This window comes from Paenibacillus ferrarius (assembly GCF_002027705.1).
Classification (GTDB): Bacteria; Bacillota; Bacilli; order Paenibacillales; family NBRC-103111; genus Paenibacillus_E; species Paenibacillus_E ferrarius.
In genome coordinates, this window is record NZ_MBTG01000002.1 from 23739 (window position 1) to 46157 (window position 22419).

The following is a 22419-nucleotide window of genomic DNA, read 5'->3' on the forward strand; positions in this document are numbered from 1 at the left end:
GCATATGCCCCTCTTGGATCTTTCCTTATGTATGATTGTGAAAAATGAGGAGCTTCATTTAGATCGATGTTTGTCATCCGTTCAGGGAATCGTCTCAGAAATTATAATTGCAGATACAGGGTCGACGGATCTTAGCTTGAGTATTGCTAAGCGGTATGGAGCACACCTTATCCACCTTCCATGGGAAAACGATTTTGCTAAATCAAGAAATGTCGCTTTGCGAGAAGCTTCTTGCTCTTGGATTCTTGTGCTGGATGCGGACGAAGAGCTAGATGAATGGAAGCCAGATGAGATTTTACCATTACTGCAGGATGAGAACGTGAACGGATATTATTTGCAAATCGTCAACTTTCTTAACGATCTTCCTGAGCGGGAGTTTGTATCAGATGCGGCATGCAGACTTTTTCGAAATGATCGTCGCATTCAATTCCGCGGAAAAGTCCATGAGGATGTTTCTCACAGCATCATAGAACTATCGAACGCGTCTATTCCATTTTCCAGTCTACGAATCAATCATTTCGGATATATGGAGCGGGAGATCGTGAGAAAAGAGAAAAATAGCCGTAACTTCAACATTATTGCTCAGGCATTGATAGAACAACCCGAAGATCCGATGCTGAATTATGCCCTGGGAACCGAATATTATCAGACAGAGTGTTATGAGCAAGCATTAACGCTGTTTATCCCATTAATCAAGAAACTTCCGAATAACACTGGATACCTTTCGGATTTATATATGAAAACCGCTTACGCCCTGCACATGACCCAACAGCTGGATGAAGCAGAAAGGCTACTGGATCAAGGAATATCTCTTTTTCCCGACTTTTCGGATTTGCATGAAGCCAAGGCCTTCCTTCTTATGGAGCAATTGGACAATTCAAAAGCGTATGAAGCGCTTCAACTCGCTCTTAAATCAGGCGATACTTCGTACAAATATACGTCAACATCCGGTAGTGGGACTTATCGAACCCACACCTTGGCCGGTTACTTGTGCGAGAAGTTATGGTTCTTTCAGGAGGCGCTCGAGCATTATTTTCAAGCGATGACCCTCAAGCCCAGCTACTTTCAGGCTTGGTCAAAATGCATTTCGCTATGTTTACTATCCGGTCAGACGCAGAGATTAGCTGAGCATCTCAAAAAAAATGTCTCTTTGCTTACTCCCCGTCATATAGCATTGTTGACCCCTGCGTTTTTGAATGCAAGATGCCTCGAGTGTTTGGAGCCCATGCTAGCCGTAGCTCTCCCGGATGGTCAGGCGCTCCTTCTCAGATCCATCTACATCTGGCTGCTGAATGATCGTTCTGAGGCGGTACGAACCCTAAATCAATTGCATATGAATAATGATAGTGATCCACTCCCTCTTTCTTACTTATGGGCGATAGCTTTGGCGCAATCCGATGGCATTACCGCTCGTAAAGTGTTAGAAGTCACGTCTGCTAATAACCTGCTTTCCCCATTGGTCGAGATCCAGGAGCTTTTAGATAAAGGAGCCATAAAGACGATTCGTGAGACTTCACTGATTCATGCAATGCAATTCCTTACACAAGTCGGAGCGTGGGAAACAATATTTCGTATATATCAACTTAGCATGGGGTACTTTCCATGGTCACAAATGCCCCAATCTCTGCTATGCGGTCTGCTAAAGGCTCCTGCAAATGTGAAGCAACAATGGATCTCCTTTTTCGCAGCAAACCACCTAGCAACTGACTCTATCCACGCGACAGATGCCGTCTTTTTTGCAATAATGGCTCAAACCTGCGGTGAAACGTTGTCAACAGCATGGATGCAGGAAATGCTCCAAAAATACCCAAATAATCGTGCCGTAACCGTATTGGTGGCCTATCACTATCTTGACATGGGCCGCAGGCAGGAACCGGGTCTACCTGCCGGTTCCCTTGAGCCCGAATTGCTGCTCAGGGCTTTCTTAAAAGAAGCTTAGTATAGACTGACGATGTCAGCTTTCCTTCCGAAAGCTTAGAGGAGGCACAATTCATGACCCAATCTTTAACTATTCCGCCAATTTTATATTTACCCTGCTTTGACTATCAAGTACATCGCCAGCGCCCCCAACAACTACTATATCAATTAAGTTTATTAGGCTTCAATGTCATCTATTGTAATGTGACGCAGGATAAGAAAAATCCATTTGTGATCCTGAATGACCATTTCGCGGTTTGCCAAGATTTAGATGCCATTAACAAAAATCATGAATATGTGATGTGGCTTACGCACGGTCCTTTTGTCGAGCAACTGCCAGAGTATAAGATCAATATGGTCATCAGTGATATTGCCGACATCAGTGCGGAAGAGTTCGCTCCATTCGAAGTTTGGGAGAAACCTAAGATTGACGCTGCTGACATCGTACTCTGCGCCTCTCAAATCATCTACGATGCAACAGTACAGAAGCATTCGGATGTTATGCTCATCCGAAATGCAGCGGATTATGAGCATTTTGGGCAAGTTCTGGATAAGGATCAGTCGCTTCTGCATGATGAAATTGAAGCCCGAAAGCTATGCCTGAACACAGCACCTGTTGTCGGATTCTGGGGTGCTGTTGCCTCGTGGGTGGATTACGAATTGATTGCCTATTTAGCAAAAGAAAGGCCGAATTACTCTTTTGTTTTTGTTGGGCAGATCTTCTGTCATGGACCCGAGCAGATAGGCAAGCATCCCAATGTTCATTGGCTCGGTAATAGAGATTATGAAAGCTTACCCGCCTTTGCCAGACAGTTCGATGCAGCTATTATTCCCTTTCAAATCCGCAAAGTTACAGAAGCGGCGAACCCAGTTAAGCTTTATGAATATCTGGCAGCAGGACTTCCAGTCATCAGCACGGATTTACCCGAGGTCAGACCATTTGACGAAGTTCGAATCGGTCGTTCGCCTTCCCATTTTCTTCAGCAGCTAGACGAAGCGATTCTATTTGACCGTTCACCTGAGAAGCGCCAGATTCGTCAAAATCAAGCCAAGCGCGAAAGTTGGCGGGCAAGAGCACAACTCGTCGCCGATCAAATGCTATATAAATTGAACGGAAAACAAAAATAACTCCGGTCTTCGGGTTTATCCCGAAGCCGGAGCTTTTCATTTTGAAGGTTACACTGATTTTACAGTGCCGAGAATCGCTAGTAAGTAACCGGGAAACACTACCTTTTCTTCATCACTGAGCTCCTTATACCATTCAACTGCGCTTTGTTTCAGGAGCTCAGCCCCGGGAATAAAATCGAGAAAATCCATGCTTTGTATAAAGCCGATATTCTGCTCCTTATCCACTTCAATCCCCGCCAGTTCAAATTCTTGCTTTAGTGAGTCTACCGGAATTTCAGTGCCATACATCCATGTGCAATTGGCTTCGGCGTACGCTTTACCTATTCGATAAGGCAATGAACGAGAGTAAGGAACAAGCACAAGAACTTTGCCGCCCGGTTTAGTTACCCTTGCCATTTCTCTCAGAATGTTGACCTTCTCTTCTATACTGAAATGCTCTAACACGCCCGCGCTCCAACAAAGATCGTGTATATTCGCTTCAATCGGCAATTTGCGTATATCTGCATGAACGAATTCACCCTGTTGATCCTTCTGTCTGAAAGCTATCCGTGATTGTTGTAACGCTTGCGTCGAGTAATCCACAAGGGTCACAGCAGCTCCATCCATGGCAAGTCGCAAAGATATTTTGCCTGTTCCTGAACCTGCTTCACATATTCGCTGATCTTTCGGTAACCCAATCGCCTCCGTCAGGCAATTGAAAATCACTTCACTCAAAGGGTCCCATTGATAAGATATTTCTCTGGACCATAGTTGATCCCATACTTGTTTTTGAGCTTCCTCCTCTTGCGTCGGAAGGGTGAAATCATTCCCTGTCGGTATGACCCTCTGATCCAGATCGAAACTTTCGATTAATATTTCCCGCCATTTTCGCTTCCAAATTTGTTTGTCGAACGTTTGTGCCGTATGGCGTGCATTCACACCCAATTGCTCTCGCATATCTTTATTCTCAATTAGTGAGCAAATTGCTTGAAACAATTTCTCTTCTGTTGGTGTCACCAATAATCCGTTAAACCCATCAATGATCAGATCGTTCAATCCCCCGACGTTCGCGGAAACGAGGGGAACGCCACTGCTAAGTGCCTCCAAGCAGGAATAAGAAGTTCCTTCGGAAAAAATGGTCGGAATAACGGCGATATCCGCTTTCCAATACGCCTGTGGCATCTGATCGAATGAATATACCTTGTGAGTGATCCGTTCACGATGAGGATGATATTGCATCCATAGTTCGAACGTTTTTGTAATTAAACTATCTTCGATCGTCGCTCCTGCAAATTTAATAGTCACCTGACCATAGGACTCCAGCAACCGATCCGCGACCAGCATCATGGGAATAATCCCTCTTTCAATGCTGATACGGCGCGGATAAAGGATATGAATATTTTCTTTATCCTCCTGTTCGATCGCAACAGTGAAATGATCCGTATTCACTGAATTGGGTAGTAGAAGCACTTTGTCTGCATTTGAATAAGAGCACACGGAACGACAGAATGAAAGGAAATGCGAGTCCACCGAAACAATACGTTTTAACTGCTTCAACGCTCTTTGCACATTACTAGCGACATCAGATTTATGATCAACCGATCCGGCATGATGATCCCAGTTTATTCCATGACAAATTCCGATGCTCCCTTCCTTATAATTAATTGGATGCCATATGAAGCTTGCATAAATGAGCATGCCTTTCGCTTCTGCAGACATCTGGTTAAAAACATCTACGATATTTTTCTCCGAACAATCGTAGCCGATCACCCTTATACCGTTCACTTCTGTTTGAAACGATCCGCAATATGATAATTGATAGATGACAGGAATCAGTCCAAGTTCCTTTATCGTTTCAGACAAATCGTATAAATAACGTTCTAAACCGCCACCATAAATATTATCAATTTTGCCATTGTAGGCGTCTAGAAAACTATGCGTCAATATACCGATTTCTCTCATTAATATTCCTCTTTCCATGCTACGAGAGTCGGATTTACATCTAAAATCGAATGATAGTGCTCCAAGCTACCCCATTCTCCTTTCGGATCGCGTTCCATATAATGTAAATATTTGCGATAGCGTTCCTCTTTTGAAACCGCCCATCCGAAATGCTTGACCCTTAGTTCTGCCAGAAAACCCGGCAATGCGGAGTAAGATAAAGGAAGACGAGGAACATGATGATCCATAGGTGGATTATAATAATAATAATCAGGCATATAACGGACAAGCGTGCGTGTATGCCGGCGATGAATCCCCCAATGAGTGTCGTCTCTGTAATGCGTTGACCCACCCCAAAAGTCAAAAAAACGAAAACCTACCCAGTCGTATAGGTCTTGATTAATCAGTTCCCGCATATGTGTTTTGGCTTTATCTTCGTAAAATTCATCGGCATCCACGGAAAGCAACCAATCTGGCTCCGACGAGCAAGCAAGGCGCCATAAGTATTCCCGCAGCTCCCACTCCCGTTGAAATCTCGACTCCTGCAAAACAACCAATTTTTTTACCTTCGGAAAAGTGCGGCACAGCTTTACGGTATCATCCGTACTTGCATCATCGACTATGACGATTTCATCAACGAATTCACTTAAATCCTTTAACACATCTTCCAAAAAACGATCTGCCTCGTTGCGGACCTGCATCACCGCAGTAAGTCGGTTTCCTGTAGATTTGCGTACAGGGTTGTTATTCAATGAAACTCCCCCTTTGCTGCTTGTTCTAAGGCCACTATTTCATTCAAGTTTGTTAGTACGTTCCAATCTTCAATCGATGCCCGAAGAAAAGTACGGATCGCCAAATGGTGTTTGTTGTGAATCAATTGGATATTCCCCCGGATAACTTCCGCTGTGATACGATTCTCATCGGACAGATCATAGTTATCCAATAATGCCAAAGCATCCTTCCAACGGAAAGTGTGAAGATAATTTTGAAGCCTCATCGTCGCGGCTTGGAGCGAATTCTTGGACCCCATATCTTCGAGGACTTTTATAGCTGAGCGATAGTCATCATTCGCTCTGAATATGTCTGCCTGAATGAGCCCCCATTCCCTCTGCTCCCGCCAACTCCTGATGTTCTCCATACTCTTCTTTTCCTCTTGCGTTATAGCTGTAATTTCGTAAATACGAACAGCTTTCTCCAAATCTCCTGCTTTGGCTTCAATCGCCGAAAAAAACCTGAAATGGGTATTTAAGCATTGCGAATACTCTTTCTGTATCATTTGCTCGAACGAAAAGCCCAAATACAACTTAGCTGTTGCATCCCCTAATAAATAGAGATATGAAGCTAGCAAATAACAAATGGTTTCGTGGAGACCTTGTTGTTCGTGTAACGAAAGATAGAACCGCTTGCGATCTTCCCATTGTTTTGTAACCCACTGTTCCAACGACTCTTCTTTAAACATGGACATGATTGCGCCCTGAACTAATTCTTCAGAATCTCTTAGTAAGAATACGCTGTCCCGTTGGAGTGTCAGTTCCAGATAAATTCTTTCCGATTCTGTAATAATCATGTCCGCGTATGACGTCAATAGTCCTGTATATTTGTTCCATGAAGTTATATCCTCGTTCTCCGAGCACGGAGGAATGCATGCAATGATTCTTAGTGGCTGGATAGCCAGCACATGTTGTATCCCATAAGGAGAAGCGACTATAGCGGTGAATTTTTGCGAATCGAGTGAAGCCAGTTCTGACAAAGGAAGAAACCTGGTGTTTTCATCATCCGCTCCTTTTTCGTTCATACGACGGACGAAAATAATCTCTTCTTTATTTGACAAGATATTCAGTAATCTATTGTGATTGAATCCTGCATGACCAAACACTAAATAGTTCATTATCACGCCTCCAAATAAAACAGCCATTTCATTAAATATGTATATGTGCATAATAAGTATTTAAGTGAGTGCTTATGCCTAAATATCTAGATCAAACTAAACCATATTCAATGAGTTCAAAAATCACCAATTTCTTTCCCTAAATAAAATACAAATTCATTAAATTCGGAGTTTCTGATTCTTATCAAAAATATTGAATATTTGTGTAAATCCTCTAATACTATCAATTGAGAGATGACTATTTCGGAAGAGGTGTTTTTTATGAGTATGGTAAGAGTAACTATTGAGTATAACGGTGGAATTAGCACGTATGAATGTAACGCATTTATCGGTACGTCTATAAAACGAAAAGCAGAAAATCCTGAAGTTGAAACAATAAAAGCAGGAACTATTGAAGGAACCGACATGGCAATAGTAGTAATGAGTTCAATTGTCGGAGCGCAGTTCGCATTAGCAAACGATTCAAATTTGACCCCTTCACAGCAGCAAGCAATGCTACTGGTAGCCATTCAAAATGGACTGAATATAGAAAAAACAGTTCAAGGATTTCAAAAAAACACAACAGCCCATTAATCTAATGATAATATGAGAACCTCACTTAATTAAGGACTCAAATATTCTCCGTCATCTCCGAATTTTGGGTAGCCTTCGTTCAATAAAATCTCATGAATGTTTGGTATTGAATACAATTGTTCACGTAGTGTTTTAACCCTTTTTAAAACCACTTTAGCCTCATGACCATAACAAACTACATCCCCCTGCCGAAATGAGGGTATAAACTCTTTGTAGTATTTGATCCAGCGAGACAAAGTGGTCTTTTCCACACCTAGATAAGCCACAAGCTCATATTTTCGAAGATAAGATTTCACATTGAATCACCTGCTTTCATACCATTAATTTATGCGGAAAATATAATTTCATGTTCCAACGAATTAAAACCGTTCAAATTATTGAGTACTTTTTTTAGTTGGAAAGCGAGATGCTTATTTGTAGAATCCTTGTATGATATAAGGAGGAAGAGTCTTTTGGTTAAACAAAGAAATGATGAGGCTTTATTGCTATCTGATGAGATCTTACGCAATTTTGAATTAAGCGAGTTACCTTCACAGAATATTCTTTTGAAATGTTTGAGACTGGCTCGCTTATTAAATGATTTTGAAGGAGTAGAGTGGCTCAGACAAGAAGTAAATGGTTTTGATTCCGACAGTGAAGGACTCCTTACGCCAGCAGCTTGGGCGGCAACAGAAAAATCCGGAAGACGCTACTTTATAGATGACCCGGATAGTAAAGCACAAAATCCAAAACCAAAGAAAGTAGAACAGGCCTTCACTCAATCAATTGCAGCCATGGAGGCTAGTGTAAGCTCTGGAAGAGCAAGGATGGACGTAGCATTTGATCGTAATGTTTCACTTTCTTCTATTTCCCAATTTGCAGCGCCACAAGGAAATGCTGCGGAACGTAGTGGAATTCAACAGCAAATTCAAACAAGCATCGAGAGAATTGAAAAAGTTAAAGCACGATTATATCAGTATGTTTTAAATCTGAATTATGAGTTGAGCTTTAGTGAGCTCACCGAGGATATTTTCTCGCGGATGCGTTTGAGTGTTGATACTGCATTAAAGGATATTTACCCAGAAGCAGTTCAGAAATTTATTTCAGTTTATGAAAATTTAAAATCAGATGATGATGAGAATTGGGCAAATGCTGTTCTCACATGCCGAAGAATAATTAAGGAAGTTGCCGATTCTCTATTCCCGCCATTGGCTGAACCAATTGAAGTTTCTGGAAAACTCATAAAGGTCGGAGAAGATCAGTACATCAATCGCCTCATCCAATACATTGAAAGCAAATCATCCTGTGGTAAAATTAAATCTGATGTTGGGTCCTATTTGAAATTCATTAGTGAAACGTTGGATAACGTACATGAGGCTGCTAACAAAGGGGCACATACAGAAGTGACATTGCAAGAAGCGGAAAGATATATTATCTACACCTATTTAGTAATCGGCGATGTCTTATCACTATAAATTCATACTTAAATAAACATTGAAGAAGTCAGAATTTTCTCCTGGCTTTTTTGTTTGGTCATCTTTAGAACGCGCTTTTATTAATAAATGTGTTAATCACTCAAAGAAGGCCAAAAGGTGCTTCTCTTCTTTTGTATACGGCAAGAGTATTGGCTCTTTTTTTAATAGATGTAATGTTCTGTATAAGCTCTGTAGTGTGATATGTCGACCTTTATTTCTTTGCAATCCAACTAATATCATCTGAATCTCTTCTAAGAAATTTACTTAATGAAGAACCGATCCCCCTTGCTTTCGTGTTAATTGTATCAAAAAGCTTGATTTCCTCATCCTCACCTAGACAATGAAAAGCTAAAAACGGTTTTTTCATAATTTGCAGTAGGGTAGCAACTTGTTCATCAAACATACGTGCCACCTTTAAGGGGAAGTTAAATCTTGCTACTTCATATGCGAGCAAATGGAGCGTTCCGCAACTGCTATACTCACATCTAAAAATCGCATTGAATATTATGGATGGCCTTACCTGCTGCCGTACTTCACCTTGACCGATAAGTGATTAATAAAAAATAATATAAGTTCTTGTCACCCGACATGACAAGAACTTAAACCCATTCCCCTAAAAACTGCTGGCGGCGTGGCATTTTGCAGCTCATAGGGAACTGTTACAATTTGACGCAGTAGAGTAGAGAACTGAAATTTTATTGGACCGCAATATAACTAATACAATGTATCCATTTGCAGTGAATGCGAAGAATAAAATTTTAAAAGTATTAGAGCCAAACTCCTTTCGATATCGTCAAGGGTTTTTTTCTCAATTACTAAACTAACACCCTCGCAACTTATTTTCTATTGAATATGATAATAGAAAATAATGGAGGGAGGTGTTGGACGTGCCCTTTTCAACTGGTCTGGTTACAAATACTAGAGCATTTGGTACTGCAGCATCCAATATTGTTCTAAGCACAAGAAATATTGATACTATTAACCCGGCAACAGTTACGTATCATATATTTGCTTCTGTTGATTCAAGTATATTCTATACTGCCTACATGTCTTCTTTCATTGTCGCTCCGAACTACTTTGACGTAAGAGAGTTTTTCATTGCTGGAAATGTTGCTTATGAAGTTCAAGTTAGCATAAGTAATTCTACTAGTACGTTAATATCAGTTTTCGGAATAGATGAATTCGGAAACTTAGTAACTGAACAAGGTAAACTTCAGGAGGACCTTTCTTTTATTTCTAGTTTAAGTCCAGTAATTGTTTAGAAAAAGATTAGTATAGCCCTAAGTTACTTTTTAGGGCTTTTTCCATTTTCTCGAATCAAGAAAGCTGAATTGAGTTTGAATTCCTATTTTTCTTTTGGACATCGAAATCCAAACTTGTATCTGTTAAAGGAGCTACCTCGGTAGCCCCTTTATCGTTTGTATAGAAACTTAGGTGAACTACTAATCTATAGCGAAAACTCTTGCATTCTGCGTTTTTGCAGGGTGCTTTTTTTAAAAAAATCAATAAAACTTCATCCTTAAAATTCACATAAATAATACAGTTTTTATACGCGAACATATGTATGAATTTCAATATTTAGCATAGAAGTACTTTCCCTCATCAACGTGGAAAAACCATCAACAATGCCTATTTCAGCATCCAGAAAAAAACATTTATGCATGAATCTGAAAAACACCAAGATAACGCATAGTTATGGAATCTTCAATTTTTCTGAGAATTCTATGTTTACGATTGTTAACATGATTATTTGATACAATATGTACCGTTTATTTATTTATTTATTTATTTATTTATTTATTTATTTATTTATTTATTTATTTATCAGTGAATCAAGGTAACAACTTAATTATAAAGCACATATAATACTTCAGGATCCCCTCCTAACTTGAACCTGCGATGGACCTCACGTCATAAAGGCCATCGTTTTTTCACTTTTATCTATACTACCAGCACAATTGCAAATTTCTTGTGAAAAAGTAAAATCCACCTCTAAGAGCATAAAGAGGTGGATTTTACCATCAGAGGAGGTATGCTAGTTAACAATAACATTATATGCCTTTAGGGTTTATTTGTTCAAGGCAGTAACCTATTTTTATAAACAAAGACCATAGTTCCGTTTCATCCTTGACAAAAACACCTCTCGGTTCCAAAAAGGTGTTAGATGTTGGGGTTGTCGAGCCAAAGGTGTGAAGGGATCGACAATCTTTTTATATGGATGGAATGTCTCCCCAGTATGCCTTCGTGGAATTTAAGCTAGTATATTCACCATAGGCAGGAGCGTACAAAAACGAGCACCTCTGAAATGGGATGCTCGCAGCTTTTTTTATCCATTCTTTATTACTTTTTGATAAATGGCAAGATAACGTCCAGTCATTTTGGAAGTCGTAAAGCGACGACTGACGTAGCGGCGAAGGCTGTATGGATCAGGAAAGCTTCCCTGTTTCACTTTCGCGATCATCTCCGGGATTGAGCGGCAGATCATATGCGGGAAGCCAGCCAAGACTTCGGTTACCGCACCACGATTTAGGGCAATCACCGGTGTCCCACAAGCCATCGCTTCAATCATCACAAGTCCAAACGGTTCCTCCCACAAGGAGGGAAACAATACACATTTCGCATATTTAAGTAGCTTCTGCTTATTGATTCCACCAACAGGCCCGACGAAATGGATGTGGGGATTTTTTCGAATTCGAGGAGCTAACTCGCGATCAAACCAAGCTTTATTCTTAATCGGCCCTGCTATGATTAATTTTTTTTTTGTTCTTTCGGCAATTTCTATCGCTTGCAGGACGCCTTTTTCACGTAAGATTCGACCCATAAATAACAAGTAGCCTTGCTTCTTCGAGCTAAATTGGTACTCACTCGGATTGAGACCATTGTACACGTAATGACCGCGATTTTTTCCCATGACGGTTCTTGCTCGTTTGGAAACATACACCGGATGCTTCACATAACGTTTAACGGGCATATGCAAGGTACAAATCGTTGGCGTTTTGAGCTTTAGCTGCCCTAATGCTGAATTGAAGGTGTGATCATGAATGACATCTACGTGCCGCGGCATTTTGGTGAGCACATAACGTGCAATGCCTTTGCCCCGAAGTCCTTTCGGAAAAGGGACAAATTTTGCACTTGTCCGACTTCCGCTGGAGGCAAAGAGCGTAACGTGGTGACCTCTTTTCACTAGATTTTCCGTCAGCTCGTAGACCACCTTTTCTGTTCCTCCCTGATTCGTTGGCGGCAGCTTGTGAGCATTCGGAAAATTAGAGATCACTTGAATAATATGAAGACGTTTCACCCAGGCTCACTCCGTTTCTCTTAACATACTAGCTAAATGTTGGCGAAGCCATGGCTCGAGATCAGCCCTTTTGTTTGCTTCTGACAAAATCGCAGAAATGAACCCCCGATGGTTGCCAATATCCTGCCAATAACCTTTGACGCGGCAAGCATACAAGGCTTCTAGTTGATTCAACGAAATTAAGGCGTCTGTCAATTGTATTTCTTTGCCCACTCCTGCTTGCTGGTGCTCCAAGAAATCGAAAATGCGCGGAGTCAGAATATATCGACCCAACATGGCAAAATCCGACGAGCATTCTTGAGAGGTTGGCTTCTCTACAAGATTAGTCACACTATAGATGCCTTCAAGTAAAGCTTTGGCTTCAATTATGCCATATTGGGAAACGAGCTTTGCTTCTACTTCCTGCACGCCGATGATGGACGTTTGATATCGATTAAAATGCTGGATTAATTGCCCGATTGCAGGCATTTCCGCATCAAAAAACGTATCCCCCAGCAAGACAGCAAAAGGTTCATTTTGAATGAATGCCCGCGCGCACCAAATCGCATGTCCTAAGCCCAGCGGCTCCGTTTGGCGAATATAATGAAGATTAGCTAACTGCTTGGGCGCTTGTATACGCTGTAGAAGCTCAAGCTTTCCACTCGCTCTAAGATGATTCTCCAACTCAAACGCGCTGTCAAAATGATCCTCGATTGCCTGCTTCCCTTTGCCTGTCACTATGATGATATCTTCGATGCCTGAAGCTACCGCTTCCTCAACAATATATTGAATGGTTGGTTTATCAATGATAGGCAGCATTTCCTTAGGCAATGCTTTGGTCGCCGGTAGGAATCGCGTACCCAAACCTGCTGCTGGGATAATCGCTTTTCTAATTTTCAAACAACTCACCTTCTCTCAAGTGCAATTTAAATGCTTTATATTCAGAATATGCAAGTCTCTTAGAAATGCCATGGACATCTATCTTTTTCGCTTAAAATATACTGGTTAAATCAGGTCCTAGCTCCGAAGAAGTCACCAGCTATGATTAATTTGCTGCTTCTGATCAATGTATAGGGGTTTCGCCAACAAAACCCGAAAAACGTACGCTAAGCGAAAAATTCTTTTTCATAAGCCGGCTATTCCGTACTACGCTAAGGAAATCCGGTTTATCATTTGTTTCACTTCATTTGAGTGGTGTTTGAGCGGTCGTAACCCTTTCAAAGAAGTAATTTGCTTCAAATCAAACTTATATTCACCTAAAAAATTAACGTGTTCCCATCCAAGTTGGAGTTGGTCTTGTAGAGCGCGTTCACGTAACTCGCCATGTTTACCGAAAAATATTGCTCTGGCCAAAGCGTTTATAGCTTCACCTTTTGTTCAAACCTCGGTGAATTTTTCGCCGAAGTGCCTCGCTCGAAAGGTAGTCCAAAATAAAGATGGTCTTTTCGATTCTTCTCCTCTCCCGAAGCGCTGTAGCCAAACTCTTCTGACGTGAGTAAGATCCAAGTTTCCCCATAATAAGCGATGCAGAAACCGTCCCTTCGCGAATAGAGTACGCTAACCGAAGTATATCGTCATAGTTTTCCAGGATTTCTTTGTATTTATTTGACCGCACAGCAGCTTCTCAAGTTTCGGAAACTCGCTAGACTTCCCGATAGTGTAAAGTTTAGAATCAGAGGGGTCGCGCAATCGTGGTGCAAACCGAAAACTTAGTAGGTGGGTCAAACCAAATACTTGATCGGTATATCCAGCGGTATCGGTATAATGTTCTTCAATCCCTAAATCTGTTTTATGGTGCAGCAAACCGTCAATGACGGTACCGTATCCCTAGCATTTGTATTAATCACTTTGGTATAAAAACTGGAGAATTGATCGCTTGCTAATCGATAAATTGTAGCTCCTTTTCCGGTGACATAATGCGGGTTAACATCGGCATGAAGCAAAGCCACACCGATCTGAGGGATGAAATCCTGCGAATAGACGAGCTTGCGTGAGGAAATTAAATCATACCGAGGGAGCTTAATGAAGTATCCAATACTTCGAAATGCCTCGCGAGTTACTTTCCTAAAGTTCTTAAAATGTTCCCACGATATTCAAAATCCTTTTCTTTCAATTCAAAAATCTTATTCTGCACCGTTATATTCATATATATTTCGCAATATACAAAAACACTTTAAGGAATAATCTATGTTAAGTGTTTTAGTAAATAATAATAGAAAGAAACCTTGTCGGGTAATTATCCTTGCAAGGTTTCTTTTGTTTTATATTTGTTCGATACGAGTGTGAGGCTGGAAACAGCATCATCGAATCGTTATTTTGTTCTGGGGGTTATGTATTTGCGATTTAAATAATCCTACTATCCTCATGTTGTCTTGCAAACCAACGAATTACTTGGATTGCTACAACTTTTAGACAGTCTGCGAATTCACTTAGTTGGTCATTTGGACACTCATTTCCCTTCAACTTGTAGTTCGTCTTAGCATGAGCAAGCATATTACGTGTATCCGAGACTGCATTAGCCAATTCGTCAAAACATGCAGAGCGCAACTCTTTATTGTCTCGATTCTTTTTCAGCTCATTATGCTTTTTCAAAAATACGGGCGCGGTATCAATAATATCAGCTAAATCACAACAGGTTTCTATTGTTAGCTTTATTGCTTGGTGATCTTTTTTATTATTTCGATGCTCGTCATATAACTTTTCCAACTCCAAAATGTAAGTCGCATTAGGCTGAAGAACTTTAGGGCTGTACAGTTTCTTTAATACTGAGTCCAGCATTTCTTTGCGAATTACTGTTTGGGAAACGTACTCGATTACCTTCGTATAATTAAGAATTCGAAACTCGTTATCTTGAACTTCATTACATGAGTTATAGATCTTGAGCAAAGATGAAATACCTTTCCCGCGCATGAGTGGCCGCATTTTTATTTGTTGCTTATTAAGAACCGCAACTTCATCTTCATCATCATAGTAATCAATACCCGTGATTCGGATTGATCGCTGAACATTTAAGGGAAAGGTAGCTTGGAGTTCGAAGATATAAGATTGAACTATCTCTTCAAAAGTCTGGGGATCCATCTTATCCTTGGCTAGGACCTCAATAAATGTTTCATTGCTTAACACAGGGGGATAATACTCATCATATTCTCCATCCATTGTAAGTCGAAGACCGAAACTAGTTAGCCCCTGTGTTATAGATATGTGAATATCAGTATCGCCCCATTGTTGTTTTATACTATAAGAATGCTGATTGAGTTTTTCGAGTAGTATGAAATCGCAACTTACATGAACGAGATAGAGATATGGACTGATAAATTGCTTATTTTCCTCTATTCTTCCTTGTAGAGCATTTCTTATTGCTTGATAAAAATAACCAAATGAAATCTCCTCATCATCTTCAGAGTGAGGTAGTATAACTCTTATTTCCGTGTTGTCTGTAATATAAACATCTTCTTCAAAGTCTTCTTTATTCAAGAATTCTGTTAAGATGAAATCTTTTCCTAGACTATATGGGTCTAAATCAATACTATCAACCATAAAATCTATATTATTTTCTTCACAATATAAAAATGTTTCATAAAATCTTTTTTTTAATTCTTCGGACTCAAACAATACTCTGCCCATTGTAATATCCCTCCAAATTAAAAAAATCTTAATGGAGAGCTATGTCTTGCTATCTCCATGAAAAATTCGCTGATTTATCCTTTTCTATTTCAAGAAAGCAACTCAGTTATCCTGCTGTTCTAGCTTAATTGACGCAAAGTGCTCAAAGAAAATAAAGATTAGATTGGAGTCGTTGATTTAATGCGTTTTTGAATTGAAAAATCGTCGGTTTTTGAAAAATAAGTTTTATACTGCCCCATTAGTTGAGAAGGCTGCCGTTCATAATGCTATCGGCAGCCTGATGTCTATTCAGCAATATGTCTACGTTACCAAAACTCATTCGTACATATTCGCCGATTTTCATTTCTATTGTCATCACTTAAATCACCCACCAAGATTGATTTTTTATCAATATACATTAAAGTGATAAACACTCATCTTTAACTTTTCGCGATAAAACACTTGCTGCAACCTTAAAAAAACAGATATTTATTGTTCATTCCCAACTCTCAAAAAGCGACGCATTGGTTTCGAAAACATTCAGTTGAATATGCTTGAAATTTATAGTGATAGGTGTAGCCTCTTAAATCAACGGTTATGTCGTTCTCACCTTCTACTGCCACAAACTCAATCTACGTTTTTTTAATACCTTTTTCAGTTGATGTTGCCTGTACTTCTTTTGAATTCAACTTAAAGCTGGCTCTGCTATCCTTTGGCAGTTGCAATTCAATTACTACTGTTTGACCTAACAATATACCTACGGATTCACCTTCATTGATTTTCGATTTTCAACATCTCCTCATTACCATCTAAAGAATACACTGTACCTTCTAATTTATATATTTTAGCAGTCGGAGCACTTGTCTTTTCAGCAACACTCTTAGTAGTCACACCTTGCTTGTTTGTTTGAGTGGTGGAGTCAGATGAATCGTGCCCACTTTTTCCACCATTTCCAAATCCAACTTGTTTAGAGCCATCTTTGACCTGAGGAGCATCGGAAACAGACTTATTCGATGAATTACCACCTGAAACACCTCCCTGTCCGAATGTATTATTGCCTCTTGTTACCACCGTTTGATGATTATTTGAGTTATCATCAGTAAAGGCTTTCCAAAGTTGAACTGGAATCCACCCAAATATGACACTGAACACAACTAAGCCAATTTAGGTGCTTCCTCTAAGCCTGTGAGACCAATGCCGCCATTGTTCGGCATAGCGTATTTCATAGGAAAAATTCTTACTTTACGCCGCTCACCCCATCGTTTGATGGTGCATATGTTTCCACAGGCTCTAACTTTAGAACTGTACATTCGGAAGTTCGTCAGTTCAGTTTGTTTGAACATTCTCACCATATCCAGTTTTTCAGCCGCGCGGCATATCCATTGGCATACCTTTTCTATTAGAATGGCTCCAGCCTTCGTTCTGCCGAATCTACCTGTACTTCACATCTCATGTTCTGTTAAACATGACGCGCGCAGGAGTATTCGCGGGATGGTTTCGGGATACTTGGTTCCGTCATTCCCATCCTCGGTTGTAAAGTTAAGATTACTCATTGCAATCTCCTGCTTTTCACGAAGTTGGTCGCTTATAGCAGAACTTGTCATACTTATCCGTTAGCTTAACCAGTCAAGCCGAATGGTCCGCGAGTGAATACGGTATTATTTGACGTTTCTATACTTCATCGAAAACACGTGCAAAAACTTTATTTCCTTCAACATCTTGATACTGAAATTTAAATTGAGATTGGTGGAGAATATGGAATATGCTCTACTTGGGCTTTATATGGGTTGTTATATCTTATTACTGCTTCTAATACTGCCCCCATTCCTCCAGCATACCCTATAGTTAACTTAGTGATTACCATACTTGCGTAACCACACCCAAAATACTCATCAAAACTAATATACTAAGTTCGTGTTTGTTCACTTCAAGTTCTGTTAAGGTAATGTCAACAACGTATTCACCATCGTCATTGAATAATTCATAACACAACACATTATCTCCACATCGTCTTGTAGCATTGTTATTGTCAATATTCCGTCTTTCCTGTTCAACTTGCTCAGAGGTATAGAAAATTCCAAAACTATCTGCATGATTTTGCATAAAACATAAATGTTTTTCTGTCCAGAGCGGAATGTCTTTTCTAATAATTTGCATTTTTTTGTTTCCCCCTTTAGGAATTTAACATAAAGTCTATATCAGCGAACTTCGCAAACACCTCAATACATTAATCATTCGTGAATTGGTCAAAGTATTCTGCCCGTAACTTGAGAAAAGGCAACCAATCCCCTTGGGCTGGCTGCCTTTTCATGATTATTATTGAACTCTCGTTCGCAGTTAGCTCAACAATTGTTTTATCACGCAAACTTCATTCATCATCAAAATCGTTTTCAACATGTTTGTTTAATTTGCGTAGTAAGTCTTCTTTGCTTATGCTATTAGTAAGAACTTTTTTAATTGAAATTGTATTAAGGTCCTCACTAACAACGTAAAACTGAATTTCGGCTTTATTATTAGCAACATCTCGTAATATTTTTATGTTTTCTTTTTTATTAAGAGGCACGAATCCAGCAACTGCGTAATTTAAATATTCAGATTCCATATTTGAGAAAATTGTATTTGAATAGGGAGCGATAATTATTGATATTCCATTAACTTCTCCACTATAAACACTAACTTCAACAGTTACTGATGAACTATTTTTAATTTCCGATGCTCTATACGCTTCAGTCTTTACAAATAAAACCAATACATCTTTAACTATTAGATATGCTGGCACATTAGTTTGAGTTGATCTTGCTAATTCAATAATATCATCCATACTTAAAGAAGCATAACTCATATCATAACCCCATTCTTTAGGATCTTAATCATTTAGTTGATTCAAAATTTCTTTAATAAATCTGTCCTCTGCATTCTCCTTGGTTCTGAACTTTCTAATTAATGATGCAATTAACCATACAAAAGAAGCTAATGTCATTAAATAAAAAAGTGCTTGCCACAATTCAGCTGAAATAATAATTTTTTTAAAATCAGTCGCAATAATTGCAGCAACAAGTGTTACAAACAATGATAAGGGCGTGATCCAGGCAGTTTTTGCAATAAGGCCATCTTTATATTTAGTTAAAGCTAATTTTAATTTATCAGATGTTGTTAATACAACATCCTGATTTAAACTGTTATGTAATTTAGATTTGTCAGCATAATACATTAATAAAGTATGTACACCAGGTACCTCTCCAGATGAAGAATCTAACGGAATATTAGAATTATTTTGCGTATCGATTGCCATAGATTTTCCCCTTAAAAAATTATTTAACCTTTCAATTCAAAACTTTACTTCATTTCACATACTTAAACAACATTTATTAATTAAAACCTCATTTCTACTAGCGACGGAACTAATTCACTGAGGCGATCGTTTATGTTTGATTCAGAATCAACTCTAGACTTCATTAATCCGATATCGTGAAACTTAAGGTAAAAGACATCCAGTGTAAGAGTCCCTGGCTCTCCTCTTTCCACTCATTAACTCTTATATAAACATTTCGGGGTAATCTTTTCGTAACGCATCGCAACATGAAGTTCATACCACTATGCACTTCTCGTCCATACTGATATACTTTTACTGAAATTCGTAAGTTACTTCCGGAATTAAATTAGTATGAAGAACTGCTTCACCACATAGACCACAACAACCATGGATCCTAAGATAACACTCTATACAAAGTTCTCCCTAGATTTAGAACAAACCTTAATACTTAATCATGTAAATGAATTTTGTCCTTTGGTAAATCAAAAATAGGCAAGGATCACTTTTATCTTCAACTTATATATCTATTGATAATAAACTAAAGAAAAAAATGAAAGAACGAGATCCAATCTACTTTCTATCTTGCTTTATTGAATCTCTTCTACTTGACTTGATAAAGAGAAATAACCAAAGAGGAGCAGGCTAACAGCCTACTCCTCTTTGGTTCTAGTTAAATCAGGTTAATATAATCCGAAATACTAATCAAATCTTGTGGAGAGAATATTTGTACATTTTCGCTCTTAACTGTAGTAGAAATGGAAGAAGGTTGGGATAGATTCAATTCTGGATTGAACAATTTGTTTTTCTTTAGGAATGTCTTTACATTGTGGATTTTGAACTATAACAAAAAAATAAACCAAAGTAAATGTCTGGTTTGAAAGTAATTAAATTTAAAATTAATTCTTGCCTTTTTTTGACTGAGAGCACTGAAGCAGCTAAAGACTTTGTTGTTGAAGAGTACTTATTACTTTGTAGGACTCTTGAAGCCTTTGAAGCCATGCTGTCTGAAGATACTTTACTTTGCCCTTTTGCTGCCATAGCGGAATCACTTCTCTCAATAGAATTTTTTGTTACTAGTCTAGTACATATTACTATATGTAGTATCTAAAATGTCGAAACATACATCATATAGTATATTACACATTAAATATTCAATGTGACATTGATGACCCCTCCACTGGCTGTTTGGATTAGACAGGTGTCCAGAACTCGTCGACGTAACCTTATTTACAATGCCTGTCTGCTCCTCGGCTTCCTTTGAAACATAACGTAGATGTTGGGATAGTGACTGTCCAAACGAAACCGCCGCCTCTTTTACACTCTCGATCTCATCTAGTGAAGTCGGAATATATACACTTCTTATCAATGTACAAAGCACGTCAACATGCCCCATTGATGCCCTTGCTGCCCAGAAGATCGAGAACGCTTATACTCTTGTGAATATGACGAAATTGAAGTAACGTGACTATTTACATTATCCAGTGTAGCAAATGGTACAAGAAAAGGATCCGCTTTGTTTAGCACAGTTTCAAACAAATGTAAAACATAATGGATCCGATCGAGTTGAATCTCATCACCAACTGAAACGCCATCCATCGCACGTGCTTCCGAAACTACTTGGATACTTAAACGAAGACTCTCATGCGTTGGATGTCTCTCAACTGAGATAGTATGACCAAAGAAGCACCTCTCTCCTTTATTTGTAGATATAAGGGTAATTTACCATATATGTGTAGAACAGTGGGAGGAGAAACTGCGTTAATCTGCCTGTTAGTTAGCGGAGAGAAGGACTATCTCGCCTCAAGCCTTTGACTAAAATCAATGAACTCCCTAGATATTAAAAAGTGAATGTTCACAAAAGTAAACATCACTAACGATCTCTATTTTCCACTAACGGACTTTATTTTCCACTAACGATCTTTATTTTCCTTGATCACAACTAACGAACTTTATTTTCCTTGACCACCTGTTTGTTTCACTCGATTTTTTCCCGATTTCTTTGCAACATACATCCTTCGTATATTGGTATCTATTAATGTCCGCGGGATAATTTCGAGGGCAGATGCTCCATGCGATTCTTTCAATTTACTCTCGTAAATATACTGCTTTAGCCATAACGTACATCCTGACCATGGCCCTCTGTCCCGCCCAGTTACATGTATTAGTTATTAGTTAGGATAGCGATGTAGCTTCTAAAGATTGTTCGTAAAGTAAAAAACTATATTGAGGAAAGATGGAGGTTACTTTAAGCGTAACGCTTAACTGCTAATGCTAACAAATCTGGATCGTTGCTCTTTTGAAATAATCCAATAACAAAGTAAGACAACCAATCATTTGTGATCGGTTGCCTTTAATCTCGGTTGCTATTAGCCTTTTTTAACTAGAAATGAAACTTCAGAATCTATGTAGCCCGATCTTTTAACACATTTAATCCAGGTATCTAGATCAATCCAATATTTTTTTTCTTTCGACTCTGATCCATAATTTACGAGAGCATGCTTTATCGTATTTGTAAGGTCTTGCATCCCAATCTCCATTTTTCCACCTAAACCATTTTCTTGCCTAACGGTAGCAAATGCTTCAAATAAAGTTGATGCACATTTTTCAAGCCTTTCTCCAGCCGCATATGCTTCCGGATAATAATATCTAGTAAATGACCATCCACTTCCTTCGGGGTATTCAACTGTATCGTAACCTTTTAAACACACACTCATATCACTAACACTTTTCACCCCAAACAACTGATGCTCCCTAGTCATAAATCTACCGACGATATGTAAAGCTCCATCTGCAACATAAAGATCTTTATTTCCCTTAAGTTGAGGTTGTCCTACTAGTATTACAATTAATTTGATTTTATGTTCGTATAAGTAATTATATAAATCAATAAGCCATTTATAGTGAGCTTCAAGCAGCGCTTGTGCTTCATCAATAAATAAAACTACTTGTTTAAATCTAGAACCCTCACCTTTCTCATGCAAAAACTTCGCTAATCGATCGAACTTATGATTTTTCTTACCAGCATACGGGAATTGATGACCCGACCAGAGTAATAACAACTCATAAAATACTTCTTCATTAGCTGTAAACTTGTGTTTGGCTGGCACAAAAACAATAGGTAACTCATTGTTATATTGTTCCTTCAGCTTATCACGAACATATTTGATAGCATCAGTTTTCCCTCTTCTTTGAAATCCATAAATAATCCCACCAGGAGCCCTATCTTCTATCCATTCAACTACTTTTTTATATAGTTTCATTATTTCGTTTGTAGGTACTGTATACTTATCTTGTACAAGTTTATGTGTGCCAGATGGAACCAGGGGCCTATTGTTTGCCTCCATGA

At 39.1% G+C, this 22419-nt stretch carries 19 protein-coding genes and 1 pseudogene; 5 read left to right on the plus strand and 15 right to left on the minus strand.

Annotated elements, in window-relative coordinates; genetic code table 11:
• The first annotated feature begins 4 nt into the window (after window positions 1-4).
• Both BC351_RS02910 and BC351_RS02915 read left to right on the plus strand, forming a co-directional pair.
• The gene (locus BC351_RS02910) at window positions 5-1939 is read left to right on the plus strand and encodes a glycosyltransferase (RefSeq protein ID WP_158081966.1); all 1935 of its coding nucleotides are present in this window, start codon (window positions 5-7) and stop codon (window positions 1937-1939) included.
• Between the two features lie 53 nt (window positions 1940-1992).
• Window positions 1993-3045: a glycosyltransferase gene (locus tag BC351_RS02915; RefSeq protein WP_079409218.1), complete on the plus strand. Its 1053-nt coding sequence runs from the start codon at window positions 1993-1995 to the stop codon at window positions 3043-3045.
• A 48-nt stretch (window positions 3046-3093) separates the two neighbouring features.
• Here BC351_RS02915 and BC351_RS43190 read toward each other — a convergent pair whose 3' ends face one another.
• The 3 genes from BC351_RS43190 to BC351_RS02930 are packed head-to-tail and all read right to left on the minus strand — an operon-like array spanning window position 3094 to window position 6853.
• On the minus strand, window positions 3094-4986 hold the full coding sequence (locus BC351_RS43190) for a methyltransferase domain-containing protein (RefSeq protein ID WP_244208870.1): 1893 nt from the start codon (window positions 4984-4986) through the stop codon (window positions 3094-3096).
• On the minus strand, window positions 4986-5717 hold the full coding sequence (locus BC351_RS02925) for a glycosyltransferase (RefSeq protein WP_244208871.1): 732 nt from the start codon (window positions 5715-5717) through the stop codon (window positions 4986-4988). Before BC351_RS02925 ends, BC351_RS43190 begins: the two co-directional genes overlap by 1 nt.
• Window positions 5714-6853 (minus strand): tetratricopeptide repeat protein, encoded by a 1140-nt coding sequence (locus BC351_RS02930; RefSeq protein WP_079409219.1) that lies wholly within the window; start codon window positions 6851-6853, stop codon window positions 5714-5716. The genes BC351_RS02925 and BC351_RS02930 overlap by 4 nt, the downstream gene beginning before the upstream one ends.
• A gap of 261 nt (window positions 6854-7114) precedes the next feature.
• On the opposite strand from BC351_RS02930, the gene BC351_RS02935 reads away from it, so the two are divergent.
• Window positions 7115-7426 (plus strand): hypothetical protein, encoded by a 312-nt coding sequence (locus BC351_RS02935; protein ID WP_079409220.1) that lies wholly within the window; start codon window positions 7115-7117, stop codon window positions 7424-7426.
• 29 nt (window positions 7427-7455) lie between these two features.
• Here the strand turns inward: BC351_RS02935 and BC351_RS02940 are convergent, their stop codons facing one another.
• The gene (locus BC351_RS02940) at window positions 7456-7722 is read right to left on the minus strand and encodes a MerR family transcriptional regulator (protein WP_079409221.1); all 267 of its coding nucleotides are present in this window, start codon (window positions 7720-7722) and stop codon (window positions 7456-7458) included.
• A 156-nt stretch (window positions 7723-7878) separates the two neighbouring features.
• Between BC351_RS02940 and BC351_RS02945 the strand changes: the two genes are divergently transcribed.
• A complete protein-coding gene (locus BC351_RS02945) occupies window positions 7879-8880 on the plus strand; it encodes an AbiTii domain-containing protein (protein WP_079409222.1) in 1002 nt (333 codons plus the stop codon).
• A 211-nt stretch (window positions 8881-9091) separates the two neighbouring features.
• Here the strand turns inward: BC351_RS02945 and BC351_RS02950 are convergent, their stop codons facing one another.
• The gene (locus BC351_RS02950; RefSeq protein ID WP_079409223.1) at window positions 9092-9283 is read right to left on the minus strand and encodes a hypothetical protein; all 192 of its coding nucleotides are present in this window, start codon (window positions 9281-9283) and stop codon (window positions 9092-9094) included.
• Window positions 9284-9767: 484 nt separating this feature from the next.
• Here BC351_RS02950 and BC351_RS02955 point away from each other — a divergent pair, with 484 nt between their 5' ends.
• Window positions 9768-10142 (plus strand): hypothetical protein, encoded by a 375-nt coding sequence (locus tag BC351_RS02955; RefSeq protein ID WP_079409224.1) that lies wholly within the window; start codon window positions 9768-9770, stop codon window positions 10140-10142.
• A 1064-nt stretch (window positions 10143-11206) separates the two neighbouring features.
• Here the strand turns inward: BC351_RS02955 and BC351_RS02960 are convergent.
• The 10 genes and pseudogenes from BC351_RS02960 to BC351_RS03010 form a co-directional block, all read right to left on the minus strand.
• A complete protein-coding gene (locus BC351_RS02960) occupies window positions 11207-12178 on the minus strand; it encodes a glycosyltransferase family 4 protein (protein ID WP_079409225.1) in 972 nt (323 codons plus the stop codon).
• A gap of 6 nt (window positions 12179-12184) precedes the next feature.
• Window positions 12185-13057, minus strand: coding sequence for a UTP--glucose-1-phosphate uridylyltransferase GalU (gene galU / locus BC351_RS02965; protein WP_079409226.1), 873 nt, complete (start codon window positions 13055-13057; stop codon window positions 12185-12187).
• Between the two features lie 246 nt (window positions 13058-13303).
• Window positions 13304-14115 (minus strand): annotated as a pseudogene (locus BC351_RS02970) (Tn3 family transposase); the annotation flags it as partial.
• A 385-nt stretch (window positions 14116-14500) separates the two neighbouring features.
• Window positions 14501-15781 (minus strand): hypothetical protein, encoded by a 1281-nt coding sequence (locus BC351_RS02975; protein ID WP_079409227.1) that lies wholly within the window; start codon window positions 15779-15781, stop codon window positions 14501-14503.
• Window positions 15782-16531: 750 nt separating this feature from the next.
• Window positions 16532-16912: a hypothetical protein gene (locus BC351_RS02980; RefSeq protein ID WP_079409228.1), complete on the minus strand. Its 381-nt coding sequence runs from the start codon at window positions 16910-16912 to the stop codon at window positions 16532-16534.
• A 705-nt stretch (window positions 16913-17617) separates the two neighbouring features.
• Window positions 17618-17917: a hypothetical protein gene (locus BC351_RS02990; RefSeq protein ID WP_079409230.1), complete on the minus strand. Its 300-nt coding sequence runs from the start codon at window positions 17915-17917 to the stop codon at window positions 17618-17620.
• 211 nt (window positions 17918-18128) lie between these two features.
• Complete coding sequence (locus BC351_RS02995; protein WP_079409231.1) at window positions 18129-18602, minus strand: hypothetical protein; 474 nt, start codon at window positions 18600-18602, stop codon at window positions 18129-18131.
• A gap of 24 nt (window positions 18603-18626) precedes the next feature.
• Window positions 18627-19052 (minus strand): hypothetical protein, encoded by a 426-nt coding sequence (locus BC351_RS03000; RefSeq protein ID WP_079409232.1) that lies wholly within the window; start codon window positions 19050-19052, stop codon window positions 18627-18629.
• Window positions 19053-19892: 840 nt separating this feature from the next.
• Entirely contained in the window at window positions 19893-20111 is a 219-nt protein-coding gene (locus tag BC351_RS41350; protein ID WP_144028257.1) for a hypothetical protein, read from the minus strand.
• Between the two features lie 1328 nt (window positions 20112-21439).
• Window positions 21440-22417: an ATP-binding protein gene (locus BC351_RS03010; RefSeq protein ID WP_079409234.1), complete on the minus strand. Its 978-nt coding sequence runs from the start codon at window positions 22415-22417 to the stop codon at window positions 21440-21442.
• Window positions 22418-22419 lie beyond the last annotated feature (2 nt).

Coding starts and splice junctions, on each gene's coding strand:
- BC351_RS02910 (WP_158081966.1), top strand. CDS start 5: ATGCCCCTCTTGGATCTTTCCTTATGTATGATTGTGAAAAATGAGGAG.
- BC351_RS02915 (WP_079409218.1), top strand. CDS start 1,993: ATGACCCAATCTTTAACTATTCCGCCAATTTTATATTTACCCTGCTTT.
- BC351_RS43190 (WP_244208870.1), bottom strand. CDS start 4,986: ATGAGAGAAATCGGTATATTGACGCATAGTTTTCTAGACGCCTACAAT.
- BC351_RS02930 (WP_079409219.1), bottom strand. CDS start 6,853: ATGAACTATTTAGTGTTTGGTCATGCAGGATTCAATCACAATAGATTA.
- BC351_RS02935 (WP_079409220.1), top strand. CDS start 7,115: ATGAGTATGGTAAGAGTAACTATTGAGTATAACGGTGGAATTAGCACG.
- BC351_RS02950 (WP_079409223.1), bottom strand. CDS start 9,283: ATGTTTGATGAACAAGTTGCTACCCTACTGCAAATTATGAAAAAACCG.
- BC351_RS02975 (WP_079409227.1), bottom strand. CDS start 15,781: ATGGGCAGAGTATTGTTTGAGTCCGAAGAATTAAAAAAAAGATTTTAT.
- BC351_RS02990 (WP_079409230.1), bottom strand. CDS start 17,917: ATGCAAATTATTAGAAAAGACATTCCGCTCTGGACAGAAAAACATTTA.
- BC351_RS02995 (WP_079409231.1), bottom strand. CDS start 18,602: ATGAGTTATGCTTCTTTAAGTATGGATGATATTATTGAATTAGCAAGA.
- BC351_RS03000 (WP_079409232.1), bottom strand. CDS start 19,052: ATGGCAATCGATACGCAAAATAATTCTAATATTCCGTTAGATTCTTCA.
- BC351_RS41350 (WP_144028257.1), bottom strand. CDS start 20,111: ATGGCAGCAAAAGGGCAAAGTAAAGTATCTTCAGACAGCATGGCTTCA.
- BC351_RS03010 (WP_079409234.1), bottom strand. CDS start 22,417: ATGGAGGCAAACAATAGGCCCCTGGTTCCATCTGGCACACATAAACTT.